15 protein-coding genes and 2 tRNA genes are annotated in these 16,820 nt (G+C 62.2%); 3 read left to right on the forward strand and 14 right to left on the reverse strand.

Annotated elements, in window-relative coordinates; all coding sequences use genetic code 11:
• The coding region (locus tag KP701_RS01770) for an MFS transporter (protein WP_215745466.1) at positions 1-403 on the reverse strand (403 nt) is incomplete at its 3' end.
• Between the two features lie 70 nt (positions 404-473).
• Here KP701_RS01770 and gpt point away from each other — a divergent pair.
• The 3 genes from gpt to KP701_RS01785 all read left to right on the forward strand — a co-directional run bounded on the left by gpt (position 474) and on the right by KP701_RS01785 (position 1,200).
• Positions 474-980: a xanthine phosphoribosyltransferase gene (gene gpt, locus KP701_RS01775; RefSeq protein ID WP_215745467.1), complete on the forward strand. Its 507-nt coding sequence runs from the start codon at positions 474-476 to the stop codon at positions 978-980.
• Positions 981-1,028: 48 nt separating this feature from the next.
• Positions 1,029-1,105: transfer RNA gene (locus KP701_RS01780), tRNA-Pro, on the forward strand.
• 18 nt (positions 1,106-1,123) lie between these two features.
• A tRNA-Arg gene (locus KP701_RS01785) sits at positions 1,124-1,200 on the forward strand.
• 41 nt (positions 1,201-1,241) lie between these two features.
• Here the strand turns inward: KP701_RS01785 and KP701_RS01790 are convergent.
• From KP701_RS01790 to murC, 13 genes are all read right to left on the reverse strand, one after another.
• Positions 1,242-1,652, reverse strand: a complete 411-nt coding sequence (locus KP701_RS01790) for an Ivy family c-type lysozyme inhibitor (RefSeq protein WP_215745468.1) — start codon at positions 1,650-1,652, stop codon at positions 1,242-1,244.
• A gap of 11 nt (positions 1,653-1,663) precedes the next feature.
• Positions 1,664-2,236 carry a nicotinamidase gene (locus tag KP701_RS01795; RefSeq protein ID WP_215745469.1) on the reverse strand — a complete coding sequence of 191 codons (573 nt, stop codon included), beginning with the start codon at positions 2,234-2,236 and terminating at the stop codon, positions 1,664-1,666.
• A gap of 36 nt (positions 2,237-2,272) precedes the next feature.
• Entirely contained in the window at positions 2,273-3,622 is a 1,350-nt protein-coding gene (locus KP701_RS01800) for a hemolysin family protein (RefSeq protein WP_215745470.1), read from the reverse strand.
• A gap of 70 nt (positions 3,623-3,692) precedes the next feature.
• Positions 3,693-5,744, reverse strand: coding sequence for an NAD-dependent DNA ligase LigA (gene ligA / locus KP701_RS01805; RefSeq protein ID WP_215745471.1), 2,052 nt, complete (start codon positions 5,742-5,744; stop codon positions 3,693-3,695).
• Complete coding sequence (gene recN, locus KP701_RS01810; protein ID WP_215745472.1) at positions 5,741-7,462, reverse strand: DNA repair protein RecN; 1,722 nt, start codon at positions 7,460-7,462, stop codon at positions 5,741-5,743. The genes ligA and recN overlap by 4 nt, the downstream gene beginning before the upstream one ends.
• A gap of 45 nt (positions 7,463-7,507) precedes the next feature.
• Positions 7,508-8,368: an outer membrane protein assembly factor BamD gene (locus KP701_RS01815; protein WP_371818878.1), complete on the reverse strand. Its 861-nt coding sequence runs from the start codon at positions 8,366-8,368 to the stop codon at positions 7,508-7,510.
• A 107-nt stretch (positions 8,369-8,475) separates the two neighbouring features.
• A complete protein-coding gene (lpxC, locus tag KP701_RS01820; RefSeq protein WP_215745474.1) occupies positions 8,476-9,507 on the reverse strand; it encodes a UDP-3-O-acyl-N-acetylglucosamine deacetylase in 1,032 nt (343 codons plus the stop codon).
• 116 nt (positions 9,508-9,623) lie between these two features.
• On the reverse strand, positions 9,624-11,153 hold the full coding sequence (ftsZ, locus tag KP701_RS01825; protein WP_215745475.1) for a cell division protein FtsZ: 1,530 nt from the start codon (positions 11,151-11,153) through the stop codon (positions 9,624-9,626).
• A 57-nt stretch (positions 11,154-11,210) separates the two neighbouring features.
• A complete protein-coding gene (gene ftsA, locus KP701_RS01830) occupies positions 11,211-12,608 on the reverse strand; it encodes a cell division protein FtsA (protein WP_215745476.1) in 1,398 nt (465 codons plus the stop codon).
• Positions 12,605-13,540 carry a cell division protein FtsQ/DivIB gene (locus KP701_RS01835; RefSeq protein ID WP_215745477.1) on the reverse strand — a complete coding sequence of 312 codons (936 nt, stop codon included), beginning with the start codon at positions 13,538-13,540 and terminating at the stop codon, positions 12,605-12,607. The genes ftsA and KP701_RS01835 overlap by 4 nt, the downstream gene beginning before the upstream one ends.
• Positions 13,540-14,451, reverse strand: a complete 912-nt coding sequence (locus KP701_RS01840; protein WP_215745478.1) for a D-alanine--D-alanine ligase — start codon at positions 14,449-14,451, stop codon at positions 13,540-13,542. Before KP701_RS01840 ends, KP701_RS01835 begins: the two co-directional genes overlap by 1 nt.
• Positions 14,448-15,368, reverse strand: coding sequence for a UDP-N-acetylmuramate dehydrogenase (gene murB, locus KP701_RS01845; protein WP_215745479.1), 921 nt, complete (start codon positions 15,366-15,368; stop codon positions 14,448-14,450). The genes KP701_RS01840 and murB overlap by 4 nt, the downstream gene beginning before the upstream one ends.
• Positions 15,365-16,798 (reverse strand): UDP-N-acetylmuramate--L-alanine ligase, encoded by a 1,434-nt coding sequence (murC, locus tag KP701_RS01850; protein WP_215745480.1) that lies wholly within the window; start codon positions 16,796-16,798, stop codon positions 15,365-15,367. The genes murB and murC overlap by 4 nt, the downstream gene beginning before the upstream one ends.
• Positions 16,799-16,820: the final 22 nt, after the last annotated feature.

Raw genomic sequence — 16,820 nt, forward strand, 5'->3', positions numbered from 1 at the left:
AGATGTGTATAAGAGACAGCAGGAAAGCCTGCTGGCATGGCATCTCGAAGCTTCTCAAAACACCGTAGAAGGCGGCGAACGTATAAATGGCGCCGGTTGTCAGCAGATGAAACGCGGCCCCAAAGGCCAGGGTCGCAGTGGCCAGGATTTCGCAGACCTGACAGATCAGGACGATGCTGCGCCGGTTGAAGCGGTCCGCGACATGACCGGCGACAAAGGTCAGCGGGACCATGGGCAAGAACTGGGCCAGACCCAGATAGCCCAGAGACGCGACGTCATGTGTCAGCGCATAGATCTGCCACCCGATGGCGATCGTCATGGTAGTCGCTGAAAGCTGTGAGAAAATTCTTCCGACAATCAGGGACGGAAGGCCGGGGAGGGAGCGCAGGGCCGGATCGATCATTGCGGCACTTTAGGCATTTCCGTCGCTCAAGTTTATTGCAAAATTGCGAGACGGAAGGCAGAGGAAGACCATGACAGCCAATCAGACCCCCCAAACCGTTCATTATGCGACCGTCACCTGGGATCAACTCCATCGTGACGCGCGTCTTCTGGCCGCAACTCTCATGCAGAAACATGGTCCTTTCCGTGGAATCGTCGCCATTACCCGTGGTGGCCTGATCCCCGCTGCCATTCTCGGGCGCGAAATGGGCTGCCGCCTGATCGAGAGCGTCTCGGTCATCAGCTATGCCGGAGAAGAAGGCACGCAGCACGAGCCGAAGGTCGTCAAGCCACCTGTTGCCGCAGGTGACGGGGAAGGCTTCCTGATCGTGGACGATCTCGTGGATTCGGGTGTAACGGCCCGTATCGTGCGTGAACTGCTGCCCAAGGCGCTGTTCGCCTGCCTCTACGCCAAGCCCGAAGGCAAGCCCTTCACCGATCATTACGTGACGGAAGTCGCTCAGGACACCTGGGTTCTGTTCCCGTGGGATACGGCGCCGCTTTTCGTGCCTCCGCTCGTAAGAAGTGAAGGCGAATAAAAAACCCCCTTGCCTCGACCGGTCAGACATCCTAGGTTCCGGCCGGTTCGGGGCGTGGCGCAGCCTGGTAGCGCGCTTGTTTTGGGTACAAGAGGCCCCCGGTTCGAGTCCGGGCGCCCCGACCAGTTAATGGCTTCATTGATGCGCCCTTAGCTCAGCTGGATAGAGCAACAGCCTTCTAAGCTGTGGGTCACTGGTTCGAATCCAGTAGGGCGCGCCAGCCATTCCCCAGGCTCAACTGGCACCTGATTTCCTTTAATTTCAGTCTGATGGATTATTATCCTGATAGGCTTTGAGAAGTACCTTCTGTATGGCTGCGTCCGGTGCGCCCAGAAAGTTCTGCTTGAGCGATCTCTCGTCCTTGAGGCTCAGAAGGCCCCAGGCTGCTGAATGATCCTTCGCGAATACGACTTCCAGCTGTTCCGCGGCACAGTCATGGGGACGGCACATATGGCCCAGAATGTAGGGCTTGCCCCCAATACTGAGAGTAATGACGGGTACGGACGTCGCCTGTGCTGTCGTCACCCATGACGGAAGGGTCAGCATGGCCTGATAGGCCTGCCTGAATCCATTTTCGCCCGCCAGTTCAGCCGTTGTTGGCGGTGTCGCCGCCGACACCGTCCGGAGTGTCGCAAGTGCGAGAATGACAGGAAGCAATCTGGTGATCCGCATTGTTCCGACCTTCAGAAAGTGTTCAGGTTTTTGAGTAGAACACCCTGTTTTTCAAGTTTTTTCAGTGCGTCGCCGGGCTCGGGTGCCATGCTCCGGCAGGCTTCTGGCACCACCTCTGTGCGATAGCCGCACTGCACGGCATCCAGCGCAGTGGCCGTCACGCAGTAATCAAGTGCGAGGCCGCAGATCACGATGTGCTCTACGTCCAGCCCCTTCAATAACCCATCCAGCCCGGTCGAGGTTGCACGGTCATTATCGAGAAACCCCGAATAGCTGTCCCGTTCCTGTAACACGCCCTTGCGGATGATATGCGTCACAGGCCCCGGCAGGAGCGTTTGCGGAAAATCAGCACCATGAGTGCCGGCAACGCAGTGAACGGGCCAGGGACCGCCCTGCGTGCTGAAGGAACAGTGCTGGGATGGATGCCAGTCCTGCGTCGCGATGACCGCCCTGAACGGATGTCTGGCAATCGCATTGACGGCTTCAAGGATACTGTCTCCGTCCGGAACGGCCAGAGCGCCGCCGGGCAGGAAATCGTTCTGGATATCGACAAGAATGAGAGCGGAGCGGCTGAGATCGATCATTTCATGATCTAAGCAGGCTCCGTTAGTCGACGGAAGTCAGTTCAGGCGTGTGACCAGCAACTGGTTGATTCGGAAGCCTTCCACATCAACGACTTCGAAGCGAAAGCCTGAAGACTGTACGCTATCTGCCTTGCGGGCCATACGGCGCAGACGGTTCATGACGAAGCCGCCAACCGTGTCGAAATTCTGGGCATCGTCGAACATGGGGATGTCCAGTTCGCGGATGACGTCTCCGATGGGGGCGGCGCCGTCGATCAGCCAGGATTTATCGTCACGCCGGACGATGGCCTGCTCTTCGAACGGGCTGACCAGACCGTCCATCAGCGCACCCATGATGTCCTTGTAGGTGATGAGACCGACAACCAGACCATATTCATTGACGATCAGGGCGAAGCCGGCGGAGTGGGCTTCGAACTGGGCCAGGGTTTCCCACAGGTTCAGCGTGTCGGGCAGGGACAGGACATCCCGTCGCATCTTGAAGATCTGACTGGCTACAGGGGCCAGACCGGTGCTTTTGGGCTGCGGTTCGTCCACGACAGCGACGAGCACGTCTTCGGCACGGATGGAGCCGATGACCTTGTCCAGGCCACCATCGCAGAGCGGATAGCGCGAATAGGGACGTACCCGCACCTTGTCGCGCTGGCTTTCCGGGCTTTCCTGAACGTCGAGGAACACGATTTCATCGCGCGGGGTCATGGCGGACGTCACGGCGCGGTCCTGAAGGCCCAGCACATTCTGGATCATCTGGTGCTCTTCTTCCAGAAGCACGCCGGAGGCTGTTCCTGCCGCCAGAATGGCCCGCAGGTCTTCAGGCGTTACGGGCTCTACGGTGGCCGCGGCCGGGATCTTGAGGAGCTTGAGAAGCCAGTCGGAAATCTTCGAGAAGACCAGAACCGCCGGATAGAGAACCTTGAGGGCGACGGCGGGGAACCAGCCAACCTTGAGCGCAATCCGGTCCGGCGCGTTCATCGCGATCCGCTTGGGGAGCAGATCCGCGAACAGGACGAACAGGCCGGTAATAAGGATGAAGGAACAGGCCGAACCCAGGTTTCTGGCCAGAGAAGACGCCATTCCCAGAGCGCGGAAGCCTTCGGCAATCGGGTCGCTCAGCATGGATTCGCTGATGATGCCGCCCAGGACCCCGACGGCATTGAGGCAGATCTGAAGGACCGTGATGACCTGACCGCTGTTGCGGCGCAGCTTCAGGAACGCAACGGCTCGTGGGTCGCCCGCTTCCGCCCTTGAGCGCAGCCGTACGTCGCGTGCGGCTGCAAAGGAGATTTCGGACAGCGAGATCAGCACGGAGACGCCAATCAGCGCGACCGTGGCGACAAGGCCCAGCAGGAGAAGGACAATCTGGTGCTGGGAGGAAGGGGAGACTGACATGCGGGAGGCGTTATACCCTGAAAAAGTGAGATGTTACCAACTTTCTCACGGTTCCGGTTTTGCAGTTCTGTTACAGCCCAGCCAGCACGCGCCAGCCGCTTTCATCGACGGTCTCGATCCCGAGTTCCGCGGCTTTTTTTGCCTTGGAACCGGCTTTTTCACCCAGCACGACCAGAGAGGTCTTTTTCGATACGCTGTCCGTCACCTGTGCGCCCAGACGCTCGGCAATGGCCTTGGCTTCGGGGCGGCTCATGGTGGTCAGGCTGCCGGTGAAGACAATGACTTTTCCAGAAAGATGCCCTTCCGAGGGTGCTTCTTCGGCAATAATGTCCTTCAGTTCCGCGGCCAGATCATCGAGGGTCTCGATATTATGGCTTTCGGAGAAAAAGGCGGAGAGTTCATCAGCGATCGCATCGCCCACGCCCATGATCGCACCCAGAGCTGCCCGTTCTTCGGAGTCCGGTCGGGCGGCCAGCATGGCAGTGCGCCAGTTTTCGAAGGTCTGGTAATGCCGCGCCAGAAGCTGGGCATTGCGCTCTCCAATCCGCCGGATACCAAGCCCGAAAATCAGCCGGGACAGAGGAATGGTGCGGCGGTCGTCGATGGCGCGGAAGAGGTTGTCCACCGACAGCCGTCCCCAGCCGTCACGCTGGAGCAGGGCTTCTTCGTGCTGGCGCAGGCGGAAAATGTCGCCGGGCCTGCGGATGTAGCCGGCGTCGTAGAACTCACGGATGCTGCGTTCGCCCAGTCCGTCGATGTCGAATGCGTTGCGTGACACCATGTGGATCAGGCGCTCCACGATCTGCGCTTCGCAGGTCAGGCCACCTGTGCAGCGGCGGACGGCTTCACCATGCACACGCTCCGCGAGCGATCCGCAGACGGGGCAGTGGTCGGGATAGACGAAAGGCTCCGAACGGGGCTCCTCGCTGGGGACGGGGCCGAGGATCTGCGGGATCACGTCTCCGGCGCGCTGCAGGCGCACCAGATCACCGACGCGCACGTCCTTGCGGGCGATTTCGTCCTCGTTGTGCAGAGTGGCACGCGAGACGATGACGCCGCCGACATTCACGGGTTCCAGATGCGCGACCGGGGTCAGGGCGCCCGTGCGGCCGACCTGGATCTCGATCTCCCGCAGGCGCGTGATGGCCTGTTCGGCCGGAAACTTCCACGCGATGGCCCAGCGGGGCGCACGGCCGGCAAAGCCGAGACGATCCTGAAGGCTCAGATCGTCCAGTTTGAAGACGATGCCGTCGATGTCATAGTCCAGTTCCGAGCGCTCGCGGGCCAGCCTGTCCACATAGGCCGGGATGTCGCGGGCATGGGCAATCATCTGGGAGAGCGGATTGACCGTGAACCCCCAGCTCCGCAGTTTTTCCAGATAATCCCAGTGTGTCGTCGCAACGGGTGAGGACGTGGCCCCCTGGGCATAGGCGAAGAGGGACAGCGGGCGGCTGCGAGTAATTTCCGCATCCAGCTGACGCAGGGACCCCGCTGCGGCGTTGCGGGGATTGGCGAAAGGCTTTGCTCCGCGTGCGATCTGCTGTTCGTTGAGGGTCAGGAAGCTGCTTTTTGAAAGGAAGACTTCGCCACGGATTTCAATCCGTTCGGGTGCTCCGCCGGGCAGTTCACGCGGAATATCCTTCAGGGTCAGCAGGTTGGCCGTGACGTCTTCGCCTTCGATGCCGTCTCCGCGCGTAGTCCCGCGCACGAAGTGTCCGTGCTCGTAGGTCAGGCTGATGGAGAGCCCGTCGATCTTGGGCTCGGCCACGAACTGGAGTGCCTGAAGACCGTCCTCATCCAGGCCGAGAAAGCGGCCCACACGCGAGACAAAGCCATTGAAGCCTTCCGGATCGAAGACATTGTCGAGCGACAGCATGGGGACGAGATGGCGATATTTGCCGAAAGCGGAATCGGGTGTGGCGCCCACGCGCTCGCTGGCTCCCTCCTGGGAGCGGAGATCCGGATACGTTTCTTCCAGCGCCAGAAGCTCACGACGCGCAGCATCATAGACGGCATCGGAAACTTCCGGCTCGTCGCGTCCGTGATAGGCCTCGTCCCACCGCGCGAGGTCCGCTTCGAGTGCAGCGTGACGCTCGGTGGCAGAAACAGGGGCGGTTGTCATGAAATCTGATGTCCCAGAAGGCTGTCGGCAGCCCCTCGGGCTGCGTCTGTAATGATGTCGCCCGCAAGCATCCGGGCGATTTCCTCGCGTCGGGCGTCGTGGGGCAGGGGTTCGGCCAGAGTCTCCGTCCGGTCATTGCGGATGCGCTTGGCGATCCGCAGGTGGTGGTCGCCGCGGGCCGCGACCTGCGGGCTGTGGGTGACGACCAGAACCTGCACGTCCTGCGCGACCTTGTGCAGGCGGTCCCCGATCGAAGAGGCCGTGGCACCGCCGACGCCGGAATCGACTTCATCGAACACCAACGTCCCGACATCGGAGCGTTCCGCCAGCACCACTTTCAGCGCGAGCATGAGGCGTGACAGCTCACCGCCGGAGGCCACCTTGGCGAGGGGGCCGGGAGACTGGCCTGGGTTGGCGGCGATCAGGAAGGACGCCTGTTCCATGCCCTGACTGTTCCAGTGATCGGGCTCAAGCGGCAGGAGCGAGACGATGAAGCGGGCCCGTTCCAGCTTGACGGGGCGCAGCTCTGCACTGACGGCCTTCTCCAGCTTCTCGGCGGCTTTTTTCCGGGTAGTGGAGAGGGTGCGGGCCGCATCTTCATAGGCAAGGCGCGCTTCGGTCAGGGCCGTTTGCAGACGGGCCAGTTCAGCGTTGCCGGAATCGAGGGCCGCAAGCCGTCTTTTCAGCTCGGCAAGAAAACCGGGAAGTTCTGCAACGGAGACGTTGTGTTTGCGGGCCTCGGCACGGAGGGCGAAAAGCCGCTCTTCCGTTTCCTCCAGCAGGCGGGGATCCCCTTCGGTGTCGGCTGCCAGGCGACTGAGCAGCATTTCGGCTTCGGCCAGGGCTTCTTCAGCTTTTCCGAGCGCGTCGAGTGCGTCCTGGGCCTGTGTCTGGTGGCTGCCGGAAAGCGTTTCCGTCTCCGTGGGGGCGGGCAGAAGTCTGGCAAGGGCGCGGCTGGCCGAGCGCAGGGCAGCGGCGGGCGCGGAAGATCGGCGGTCACGCGGAGTCAGTTCCGAGAGCGCAGCGGCAACGGCTTCGCCGCGACGCTCATCGCGCTGGAGACTGACGCGCGTCGCCGCGAGAGCATCCTCTTCGCCTTCCTGAGGGGCCAGACGCTCCAGATCATCCACTGTCTGACGCAGCCATTCTTCCTCGCGGGCCGCGGCTTCCATGTCGTTACGCGCCGCTTTCAGGGCGCTACGGGCCGCCGCCCACTGCCGGAAGGTCCGGGCCGTTTTTTCCCGCAGGGATGGGGCAATCCCGAACGCGTCCAGCAGATCGAGATGGGTGCTCTGATCGGCGAGGCCCATCTGTTCGTGCTGGCCCTGGATTTCCACGAGATGGGCACCCACACGGCGCAGCAGGCCCACACCGACCGGCTGATCGCAGATATAGGCGCGGGAGCGGGCATCCGGAGTGACAATACGGCGCAGGACCACCGGGTCCGTCGGGTCTTCGCGCACGATGCCGTGCTCGTCGAGCAGGGCAAATACGGGATGGTCGCTGGCGATTTCGAAAATGGCCGAAACACTGGCCTGGGTCGCTCCCGAGCGGACGAGGCCCCCGCTGGCACGCTCTCCGAGGGCCAGTCCCAGACTGTCGAGCAGGATGGACTTGCCCGCTCCGGTCTCGCCGGTCAGGACCGTCAGGCCGGGGGCGAGACCAAGATCGAGCTTTTCGATCAGAACGACGTCACGGATCGAGAGATGTGTCAGCATGACAGCAATGTTGGGAGCATGTCGTCCCGTTTCAAAGGGACGATGTCAGAAGACGCTGTGCCACATGCGGGAGAAGAAACCGCGATGGTCCTGCTGTCCGGGATGGATGACCGGCTTTTTGAGATCGCTCTTGAGCAGGTGGGTTTCCCGAAGATCATTATAGGCATAACGATACCACTGGCTGTCGGGATAGTTATAGCCCAGAACAGCGGCGGTCTGATGCGCCTGATCTTTCAGGCCGAGGGCCAGATAGACCTCCACGAGACGCTCGAGCGCTTCGGCGACATGGTTGGTCGTCTGGTAGTCCTGCACGACGCGCTGGTAGCGGGTCATGGCGGCTTCATAGTTGCGCTGCTGCTGGTACCAGCGGCCGACCAGCATTTCCTTGCCGGCCAGATGGTCGCGGCACAGATCGATTTTCAGCTGGGCGTCGCGGGCGTAGGAGGTCTGCGGAAAGCGGGTGATGACTTCTTCCAGCGCATCCAGAGCTTCAACGGTGCCCTGCTGGTCACGTTCGACGTTTGCGATCTGCTCGTAATAGCAAAGCGCGCGCAGATAGAAGGCGTAAGCCGCGTCCGGGCTGGTCGGGTGCAGCTGCAGATAGCGTTCGAGCTGCTGGACCGAAAGCGCATATTCGCCCTGAAGGTAGTAGGCATACCCTTCCATCAGCTCGGCGTTACCCGTGAAGCCGGAATAGGGGTAGTTCTGCTGCAGCAGTTCGAATTCACCGCCGGCCAGTTCGTAATGGCCCGTGTGAAGGGCATCGATGCCGTAGTTGTACAGGGTCTCGGCATCGGCGGTTTTGGGAATCGCGGGCTTTTCGTGCTGATGCGAGAACATCGAGCAGCCGGAGAGCAGTAGAAATCCGCTGACAGCCGCAGCTCTCAGAATGAAACCACCATTCATGACCGATGCTTCAAAATGACGCTGAGTGCTGCTTGTCATACCTGCTCTTCCCGTGGAAGCCCGTCTTATATCACGGGAATGCGCTGACGAAAGACCTGCCATGCGTCTCAGGCAGCAACGCGCGCGCGCAGGGCCTTGGTGACGGCTCGCGACGAGCTTGTGGGGACGAAACGCCAGTTGGCGGCATCGGAAAAAACCGCCCGCAGAAGCCTGTTGTTGAGCGTATGTCCGGATTTGTGACCAATAAATCCGGCCTGCATCCGGTGTCCGGCGCAATAGAGATCGCCAATCGCATCAAGTAGTTTGTGGCGGGCGAACTCGCGCTCGATTTTCAGGCCTGCGGGATTGAGGATATTTTCTCCATCCACGACGACAGCCGTGTCCAGAGAGCCGCCACGCGCCAGTCCGATACTCTGCAGATACTCGATATCTTTGCGGTTGACGAAGGTACGGCAGAACGCGAGTTCTTCCATGAAGCGACGTTCATCAAGCTGGATGGCGTAACGCTGGTTTCCGATGGCCTGAGCCGGGAAGCTCAGTGAAATGGCCAGGGAGAGTCCGCGCTGGGCGGGGCGTAGTTCGGCGAAGGCGCCGTTCTCGCCTTCGACCCGGACGTTGCGCAGGATCTCGATGACCTGACGGGGGGTGTCCAGCGTTTTACGACCGGCGCAGCGGATCAGGAAGGCAAAGGCATCTGAAGCGCCATCGAGAACGGGCAGTTCGGGGCCACTGACCGCCACGAGGATATTGTCGATCTCGCAGGCGTTGAGGGCCGCCATGAGATGCTCGATCGTGGCAACACGCAGCGAGGGATCCGTGGAGCAGCCGACAACCGTTGAAAGGCGGGTGTCCACGATATGGTCGTAGAGGGCGGGAAAGGAAGGGGAGCCCTCGATGTCCGAACGCTGGAACCTGACGCCGGTATCCGCGGGGGCAGGGGAGAGAACCAGATCGACAGTTACGCCACTGTGCAGGGCGATACCCTGACAGTGAATGGGGCTGGCAAGGGTTGTCTGCAGGTTTTTCGAGTGGCCGCGTTCCAGACGGGAAGGCGTTCCATCGAGGGCGGAGACCGTTTCCGGCTGTCCTGCCTCAACGCCTTTCGCCGTGCTGCCGCCCTGCGTTGGCGTAACCTGCATAAAGCCTCCGAAAAATCTGATTCCGGGGACTAGAAAACAGATACCGGGCGTCAGTTCCAGTCAACGATTGTTGCCGGATATTTCCCCCTCATGGTGTGCATGAGGGGGAAAGAAGATCAGCGGCGCAGGTAGGTCGGAATATCCAGGTTGGAATCGTCAGCATTGCCGGAAGGCTGTTCCTGCTGCTGCGGTGCCTGCTGGGGGTATCCGTCGCGGGTGCTGGGCTCCGTCCGCTGGGTGGGCTGCTGGGGCTGCTGCGCCTGGGGCGGACGGCTGCGGAAGGCTCCTGTGACCATGCCGAACAGGCTGCGCGGTGCTTCGGGCTGCGGCGGCGGGGCATGGCGGGACGGATCGGAGAACAGGCCAGCCCGGGGAGAAGGCTGATGGGTGTTTTCCTGACGGGGCGTCTGGGTTTCAGTGGCCGTAGGCTGGGCCGCCGGGGCTTCCTGCTGCGGCTGCGGGGCTGTGTTCTGCGCCGGCTGCTGGGGATCAATCGCGAAATTCGGGCGCGGCGGGCCACCTGCATAGGTCGAACCAGGCTGGAACGAGGATGCTGCCGCGCGGGCCCCGGCGCTGTCGCGCGGAGCCGTCGTTCCGGCGTTCGTCTGCGGCGCAGCGGCTTGACGGGTTTCCGCGCTCGGAGCCGAAGGATCCTGGCGCGGCTGTGTGTCGATGCCGGTTGCAACGACGGACACGCGGACACGACCGTTCAGCTTTTCGTCGATCAGCGCGCCGAAGATGATGTTGGCATCATCGGCCACTTCCTCACGGATGCGGTCCGCAGCAGCGTTGACTTCGTACAGCGTCAGGTCTTCGCCGCCGGTGATGTTGATGAGAAGGCCACGCGCACCTGCCATGGAGGCGTCTTCCAGCAGCGGGTTGGAAATCGCGCGTTCGGCTGCGAGCACGGCACGGTCTTCCGCATCTTCCTCGCTCGAGGCTTCGCCTGTTCCCATCATGGCCTTGCCCATCTCTTCCATCACGGCCTTGACGTCCGCGAAATCGAGATTGATGAGGCCCGGGGAGACCATGAGGTCCGTAATGCCCCGAACGCCCATGTTCAGGACATTGTCGGCCATCCGGAAGGCTTCGCGGAACGTCGTGTTCTGCGTTGCAGAATTGAACAGGTTCTGGTTCGGGATGACGATCAGCGTATCGACGTGCTTCTGCAGCTCGGCAATACCGTTCTCTGCAGCAGTCGTGCGACGGCGGCCTTCAAAATTGAAGGGCTTGGAAACAACGCCGACCGTCAGGACGCCGCGTTCACGCGCCATGCGCGCGATGACCGGAGCTGCGCCCGTACCCGTGCCGCCGCCCATGCCAGCCGTGATGAAGACCAGATTCGCGCCTTCGAGCTGACGGTCGATTTCCTGGGCCGCTTCTTCAGCGGCTTCGCGACCGATTTCCGGCTTTGCACCTGCACCCAGACCGCGCGTCAGATGCGGGCCAAGCTGGACGCGGCGTTCGGCCTTGGAGTGGGCAAGCTGCTGGGCGTCGGTATTGGCAACGACGAATTCCACGCCCTTGAGTTCAGACGCGATCATGTTGTCGACGGCATTCGTGCCGCCGCCACCAACGCCGATCACGGTAATCCGTGGCGCCAGCTCAACGTGGGAATTGGGAGTAGGAGTAAGGTTCAGCGTCATGATCTGGTCCGGAACTTCATGAAAGCGACAGGTGTGGGCGTTGTGATCTGTAGTAGACTACACATTGTTGCGTATGAAGCCTACGAGACGTTTAACAAGTCCGCGAGGTTTGGGTTCAGGAACAGAAATATCTCCGAAATCCCGATCCGCACCCGCTGCCCAGGCCAGAAGCCCCGCAGCGGTTGAAAATCCTGCCGAAGCCGCGGCTGTCTCGGGCAGGCCGTAAATGTTCTGGGGTTTTCCCATCCGGACAGGCCGGCCAAGAATACGCGTTGCGACGGGCACGATTCCCTCAAGAAGCGATGCGCCACCTGTCAGCACGACCCGACCATTGGCCAGGCGTCCCAGTCCCGCATTGTCGAGCGACTGCCGAACGAGTTCGAGCGTTTCCTCGATCCGGGGCTGGATGACGGAAATGACCTTGGAGCGCTGAAGGCGGACCAACCGGTCGCTGTTCTCGCCGATCAGCGGTACCGAGAGGATTTCCCGCTGGTCGTCCGAGCCCATCTGGGCGGCGCCATACATTGTCTTGAGACGTTCAGCCGTCTCCAGAGACGTTGAGAGCACGCCGGCAATGTCGCGCGTGACATGCAGGCCGCCGACGCGGATTTGGGCAGTGTGGAGCAGTTTGCCTTCGCAGAAAACGGCCAGTGACGTCGTGCCGCCACCCATTTCCACCACGGTCACGCCCAGTTCGCGCTCTTCTGCGGCCAGGACTGAAACGCCGGAGGCAAAGGGACTCGCGACCAGCCCGTCCAGCTTCAGTTCGGCATGCTGCAGGACGGCATCCAGAGTGCGTAATGCGCTGGAATTCATGTCCACGACATGCATCCGGGTGGCCAGTTCTTCGCACTGATGCCCGATCGGATCCGCGATTCCCGGAATGGAATCCACGACATATCCGATGGGGAGCGTATGGATGACTTCGCGGCCTTCCATCCAGGCGCGGGCCTGTCCTTCGGCAATCAGGCGCTGCACGTCACCGGCGGTAACTTCGCGGCCGCCGATGGGGATCTGCGCGTCGACCAGACGGCTCAGCGGCCGGCCGCACGACAGATTGACGACCAGCGAGTCCATACGTCGCTCGGCAGCTTCCTCGGCCTGTCCGACAGTAGCCCGGATCGCGGCTTCGGCCTCGCGGATATCAACGATGGAGCCCGAGCGGATGCCGTGGGAACGGCGCCATCCATGGCCCAGAACCTGAATGGATCCATCCGGTTCGCCTTTGCCGATGAGGCAGGTCATTTTCGTCGTGCCGATGTCCAGCGCACCGAAAATTCCTGGACGCCAACTGACGTTCCGCTGGGTATCCTCGGGAGGAAGCTGCAGGATATCACGCGGGACGCGGTTGACGCTGACGTCACGTTCGCCGCCGACGGGAATGAGGGACCGGCCCCTCAGACCGCCCCGGCGCCGGAATGCCGGAAGATCTGACATGGAGTTGTGGTCGTTCATGGCTGCTTCGTGCTGTCTGCTGGTGGTGTCGGTGAGGAGGGGTCAGGCTTTGCGCCATCCGGGGGCGGCGCTGCCTGAGGCGGCTGATGGACGACCATCCGGTCCGGAAGGCGCAGATCAATCGACTGAACCGGCCGTTCCAGCAGGCGCATGCTCTGCTGATAGCGGGCCAGACGGTTGAATGCCGCGGCTTCCTCGCCTTCAGGCAGCATGACGGTCGTCCCGTCCCTGAGTGTAGCGTTCCAGCGCCGGTTGCCCACGCGGATCAGGGCTGTGACCTGGCTTTTGACCAGCGGTTCCTTGTTCAGTGCATCGATGACACTGGCGGCGGCCGTATTCGCACCTTCTCCCACAACCAGAGGGAGTTGCAGGAACGCCTGGGCATTTTTCCCGGTCATGCCCTGATCGGACACTTCTTCTCCCGCCCGGTTGATGAGCATGAAATGACCCCGGTCCTGCCAGACGGCGATCGGGGTCCGCTCGACGAGCGTGATGATGATCGTGTCGGGCATGTGCCGCTCGACCGTGGCATGGTCAATGAATGGCAGTTCATCCAGTCTCTGACGGGCGGCTTCGACGGAAAATCCAAAGATCGGGTGACCGATGGACGTGCCCAGAGCCTCCTCGATCGAGGCCTCACTTGTCATGCCACGACCGTTGACGATGATGTGGCGGATGGGCAGCGGTTCCATTTCCACCAGACGGGCCCGAAATGGGGCGAAACGCTCTTCGGAGGCGGCGTCATAAAGAAGACGCATGCCCGCCCCGGCAATTCCCATCACAACCAGAAACACGATCGCAGGCCGGACCAGCCGCCGCTGCCGGCGCCAGAACAGCTTTGCCCGCGAGGGGCGGTCTTCCTGGGGCGGTAAAGCCCCGGAATAACGCTCCCGGACAAAATCGTCTCTCTGAAAGGACGGATCCTCCCGCATCAGCGCGTCAGTGCCTCCCGGACCATCCAGTCACACAGTTCCGGATAGGAAATCCCGCGATAGGCGGCCTGTTCCGGAAGCAGGGAGGTCGGCGTCATCCCCGGTTGTGTGTTGACCTCGAGGATGACCAGTGTGTCGGTGTCTTCGTCGTAACGGAAGTCCGTTCGGCTGGCACCTTCACAACCCAGCGTCTGATGGGCGCGCAGGGCGTAATCGAGCGCACGGTCCGTCACCGCCTGCGGCAGCTCCGCAGGGACCACGTGACGCGACCCGCCAGCCTTGTACTTGGCCTCGAAATCATAAAACGCGGCCGTTTCGCTGGGTAGGATGTCCGTGACGGCCAGAGCCCGGTCTCCCATGACGCCTGCGGTCAGTTCGCGTCCTGGAATGAAGCTCTCGACGAGGGCCTCTTTTCCGAAGCGCCAGCTCCGAGCGATTTCGGCGCGACGGTTGTCTCCCGTCCGCACGATCTCGACACCGACTGAGGAACCTTCCGCGACGGGCTTGATGACGTAAGGCGTGGGGAGTGGATCGGTTTCGGCCAGTTCATCGACCGTCACGACACGCCCCTGTGCTACGGGCAGTCCAGCGGCGGCCAGCAGAATACGTGTGGCCCCCTTGTCCATCGCTACGGCCGAGGCGCGGATGCCGGAATGGGTGTAGGGCAGGTCAAGCCATTCCAGAACGCCCTGAATGGCGCCGTCCTCGCCGCGCGGGCCGTGCAGGGCGTTGAAAACGACGTCCGGTTTGGCGGCTTTCAGGCTGGCGATGGTCGTTGCGATATCCGGTCCGACATCGATCGGGGTGACGTCATGTCCCTTTTCGCGCAGCGCCTCGACTGCGGCTTCGCCACTGACGAGACTGACAGGCCGCTCACTGGATATTCCCCCCAACAGGACTGCGACCTTCATACCGTCTGTTCTCCTTCGGATCTGCGTCCGATACGTTTGATTTCCCAATGCAGGTCCACACCGCTCTGTGCCAGCACTTTTTCGCGCACGGTTTCGCCCAGCGTTTCCAGATCCGCACTGCTGGCCTGTCCCAGATTGAGCAGGAAGTTGCAGTGTTTCTCGCTGACCTGCGCATCGCCGATCTGAAGACCACGGCAACCGGCTTCGTCAATGAGTTGCCAGGCCTTGTGACCTTCGGGGTTGCGGAAGGTGGAGCCGCCGGTGCGTGCCCGCACGGGCTGCGAGGCTTCGCGCGAGGCCCGGATGTCCGCAATACGAGTGCGGATGGCGTCTGCGTGGTCCGGTGTGCCGCGCAGGCTGGCGCGGATGACCACGCTGCCTTCGGGAAGCTCAGAATGACGATAGGCAAAGCCGAGGTCATTGTGGGACAGGCGACGGGGCTCGCCTTCAGCCGTCAGGATGTCCGCCCATTCGAGAACGGCGTTGATATCTGATCCGTAAGCGCCCGCATTCATGCGAACGGCGCCACCGATCGATCCCGGAATGCCCGCAAGAAACTCCAGCCCTGCCAGACCGGCAGCGGCGGCATGTTCGGCTACGGTGATGTCGAGCGCGGCCGCGCCCACGATCAGGCTGTGGTCCTGAACGGTGATGTCCGCAAAGCCGCGTGCCAGACGGATGACCGTACCGGCAATGCCGCCATCGCGGATGATGACGTTCGAGCACGCGCCCAGAACCGTAACCGGCATGGTGGTCGGCTTTTCGCGCAGGAAAAGGGCCAGATCGTCCTGGTCTTCGGGGATGAACAGCCAGTCCGCCGGGCCGCCGACCCGGAACCACGCACGCGGACCGAGCGGTGCGTTTGGGGTCAGTCTGCCGCGCAGGCCTTTGACGGGAAAATCGCTGCTGACCGTCATGCCGCGCCTTCGGTTGCGGGCTGGCGGTTCAAGGCTTCGAGCTGGGCGGGAAGGGCCTGGGCCCACTGGGTGATGGTGCCGGCGCCGAGGCAGACGACGTAATCGCCCGGTTTGGCGATGGCGTTGATCATTTCCGGCAGGAGCGCGGGGTCGGGGAGAGGTACGACGGAGCGGTGGCCACGGTCCCGCAGGCCTTCGACGAGCGCATCACGGCCCGCATCTTCGATCGGCGTTTCGCCTGCGGCATAGACGTCGGCCACGATGACCGTATCGGCGTCGTTCATGCAGGTGCAGAACTCGTTGAACAGGACCTTCAGGCGCGAATAGCGGTGCGGCTGCATGACGGCGATGACGTTGCGCGCACCGGCCTGACGGGCAGCCTTGAGAACGGCAGCGATTTCAACGGGGTGATGGCCATAATCGTCGATGATGGAGATGCCGTTATATTCGCCTGTGCGCGTGAAGCGCCGCTTGACGCCCTTGAAGGTCGTCAGGGCGGACGCGATGACGGAATCGCTGATTTCCATTTCAAGCGCGACGGCGATGGCGGCGAGCGAGTTCAGGACGTTGTGGTGTCCGAGCATCGGCAGGCGGAACGGCCCGGCGCGGCGCGAGCGGTTGCGCTGGCGGTTGGTAATCACGACCTCGAATGTCGCGCCGCGCTTGTCCATCACGACCTTTTCGGCGCGCACATCGGCCTGCGGACTGAAACCGTAGGTGATGACGCGATGGTCGGACAGGCGCGGGATCATCTGCTGGACCTGCGGGTGATCCACACACAGGACCGCAAAGCCGTAGAACGGAATGTTCGAGACGAACTGGTCGTAGCCGGCCTGCATGGCCTCTTCCGTGCCCCAGTGATCCAGATGTTCCGGATCCATGTTCGTCACGACAGCGATTACGGCGGGCAGGCGCAGAAAGGAGCCGTCGCTTTCATCGGCCTCGACGACCATCCAGTCGCCCGACCCCATACGCGTGTTGGTACCGTAAGCCTCAATGATGCCGCCATTGATGACGGTCGGGTCCAGACGCGCATGTTCGAGCACGCAGGCCACGAGGCTGGTCGTGGTCGTCTTGCCGTGCGTACCGCCGATGGCGACGGACCAGCGCAGGCGCATCAGCTCGGCCAGCATTTCCGCACGCCGGACGACCGGAATGAGCTTGGCGCGGGCGGCTACGACTTCCGGATTGTCCTTTTTCACGGCCGTCGAGGTCACGACAACCTGCGCGTCGCCCAGATTGGCGGCGTCATGGCCGATATGCACGACAATTCCCGACTGGCGCAGGCGCTGCACATTGGCGCCTTCAGCGATATCGGAACCCTGTACCTTGTAGCCCAGCATGTGCAGGACTTCGGCGATACCGGACATGCCGATGCCGCCGATACCGACGAAGTGAATGGTTCCGATGTTCAGGGGCAGGGCGCGCATGGGGCAGGTACTCTTGGGCAGG

The organism is Gluconobacter sp. P1C6_b (assembly GCF_018811945.1).
In the GTDB taxonomy this organism is placed as follows: Bacteria; Pseudomonadota; Alphaproteobacteria; order Acetobacterales; family Acetobacteraceae; genus Gluconobacter.

Bases quoted from the DNA above. Each gene is read 5' to 3' on its own strand.
- gpt (WP_215745467.1), top strand. From the start codon at position 474: ATGACAGCCAATCAGACCCCCCAAACCGTTCATTATGCGACCGTCACC.
- KP701_RS01790 (WP_215745468.1), bottom strand. From the start codon at position 1,652: ATGCGGATCACCAGATTGCTTCCTGTCATTCTCGCACTTGCGACACTC.
- KP701_RS01795 (WP_215745469.1), bottom strand. From the start codon at position 2,236: ATGATCGATCTCAGCCGCTCCGCTCTCATTCTTGTCGATATCCAGAAC.
- KP701_RS01800 (WP_215745470.1), bottom strand. From the start codon at position 3,622: ATGTCAGTCTCCCCTTCCTCCCAGCACCAGATTGTCCTTCTCCTGCTG.
- ligA (WP_215745471.1), bottom strand. From the start codon at position 5,744: ATGACAACCGCCCCTGTTTCTGCCACCGAGCGTCACGCTGCACTCGAA.
- recN (WP_215745472.1), bottom strand. From the start codon at position 7,462: ATGCTGACACATCTCTCGATCCGTGACGTCGTTCTGATCGAAAAGCTC.
- KP701_RS01815 (WP_371818878.1), bottom strand. From the start codon at position 8,368: ATGAATGGTGGTTTCATTCTGAGAGCTGCGGCTGTCAGCGGATTTCTA.
- lpxC (WP_215745474.1), bottom strand. From the start codon at position 9,507: ATGCAGGTTACGCCAACGCAGGGCGGCAGCACGGCGAAAGGCGTTGAG.
- ftsZ (WP_215745475.1), bottom strand. From the start codon at position 11,153: ATGACGCTGAACCTTACTCCTACTCCCAATTCCCACGTTGAGCTGGCG.
- ftsA (WP_215745476.1), bottom strand. From the start codon at position 12,608: ATGAACGACCACAACTCCATGTCAGATCTTCCGGCATTCCGGCGCCGG.
- KP701_RS01835 (WP_215745477.1), bottom strand. From the start codon at position 13,540: ATGCGGGAGGATCCGTCCTTTCAGAGAGACGATTTTGTCCGGGAGCGT.
- KP701_RS01840 (WP_215745478.1), bottom strand. From the start codon at position 14,451: ATGAAGGTCGCAGTCCTGTTGGGGGGAATATCCAGTGAGCGGCCTGTC.
- murB (WP_215745479.1), bottom strand. From the start codon at position 15,368: ATGACGGTCAGCAGCGATTTTCCCGTCAAAGGCCTGCGCGGCAGACTG.
- murC (WP_215745480.1), bottom strand. From the start codon at position 16,798: ATGCGCGCCCTGCCCCTGAACATCGGAACCATTCACTTCGTCGGTATC.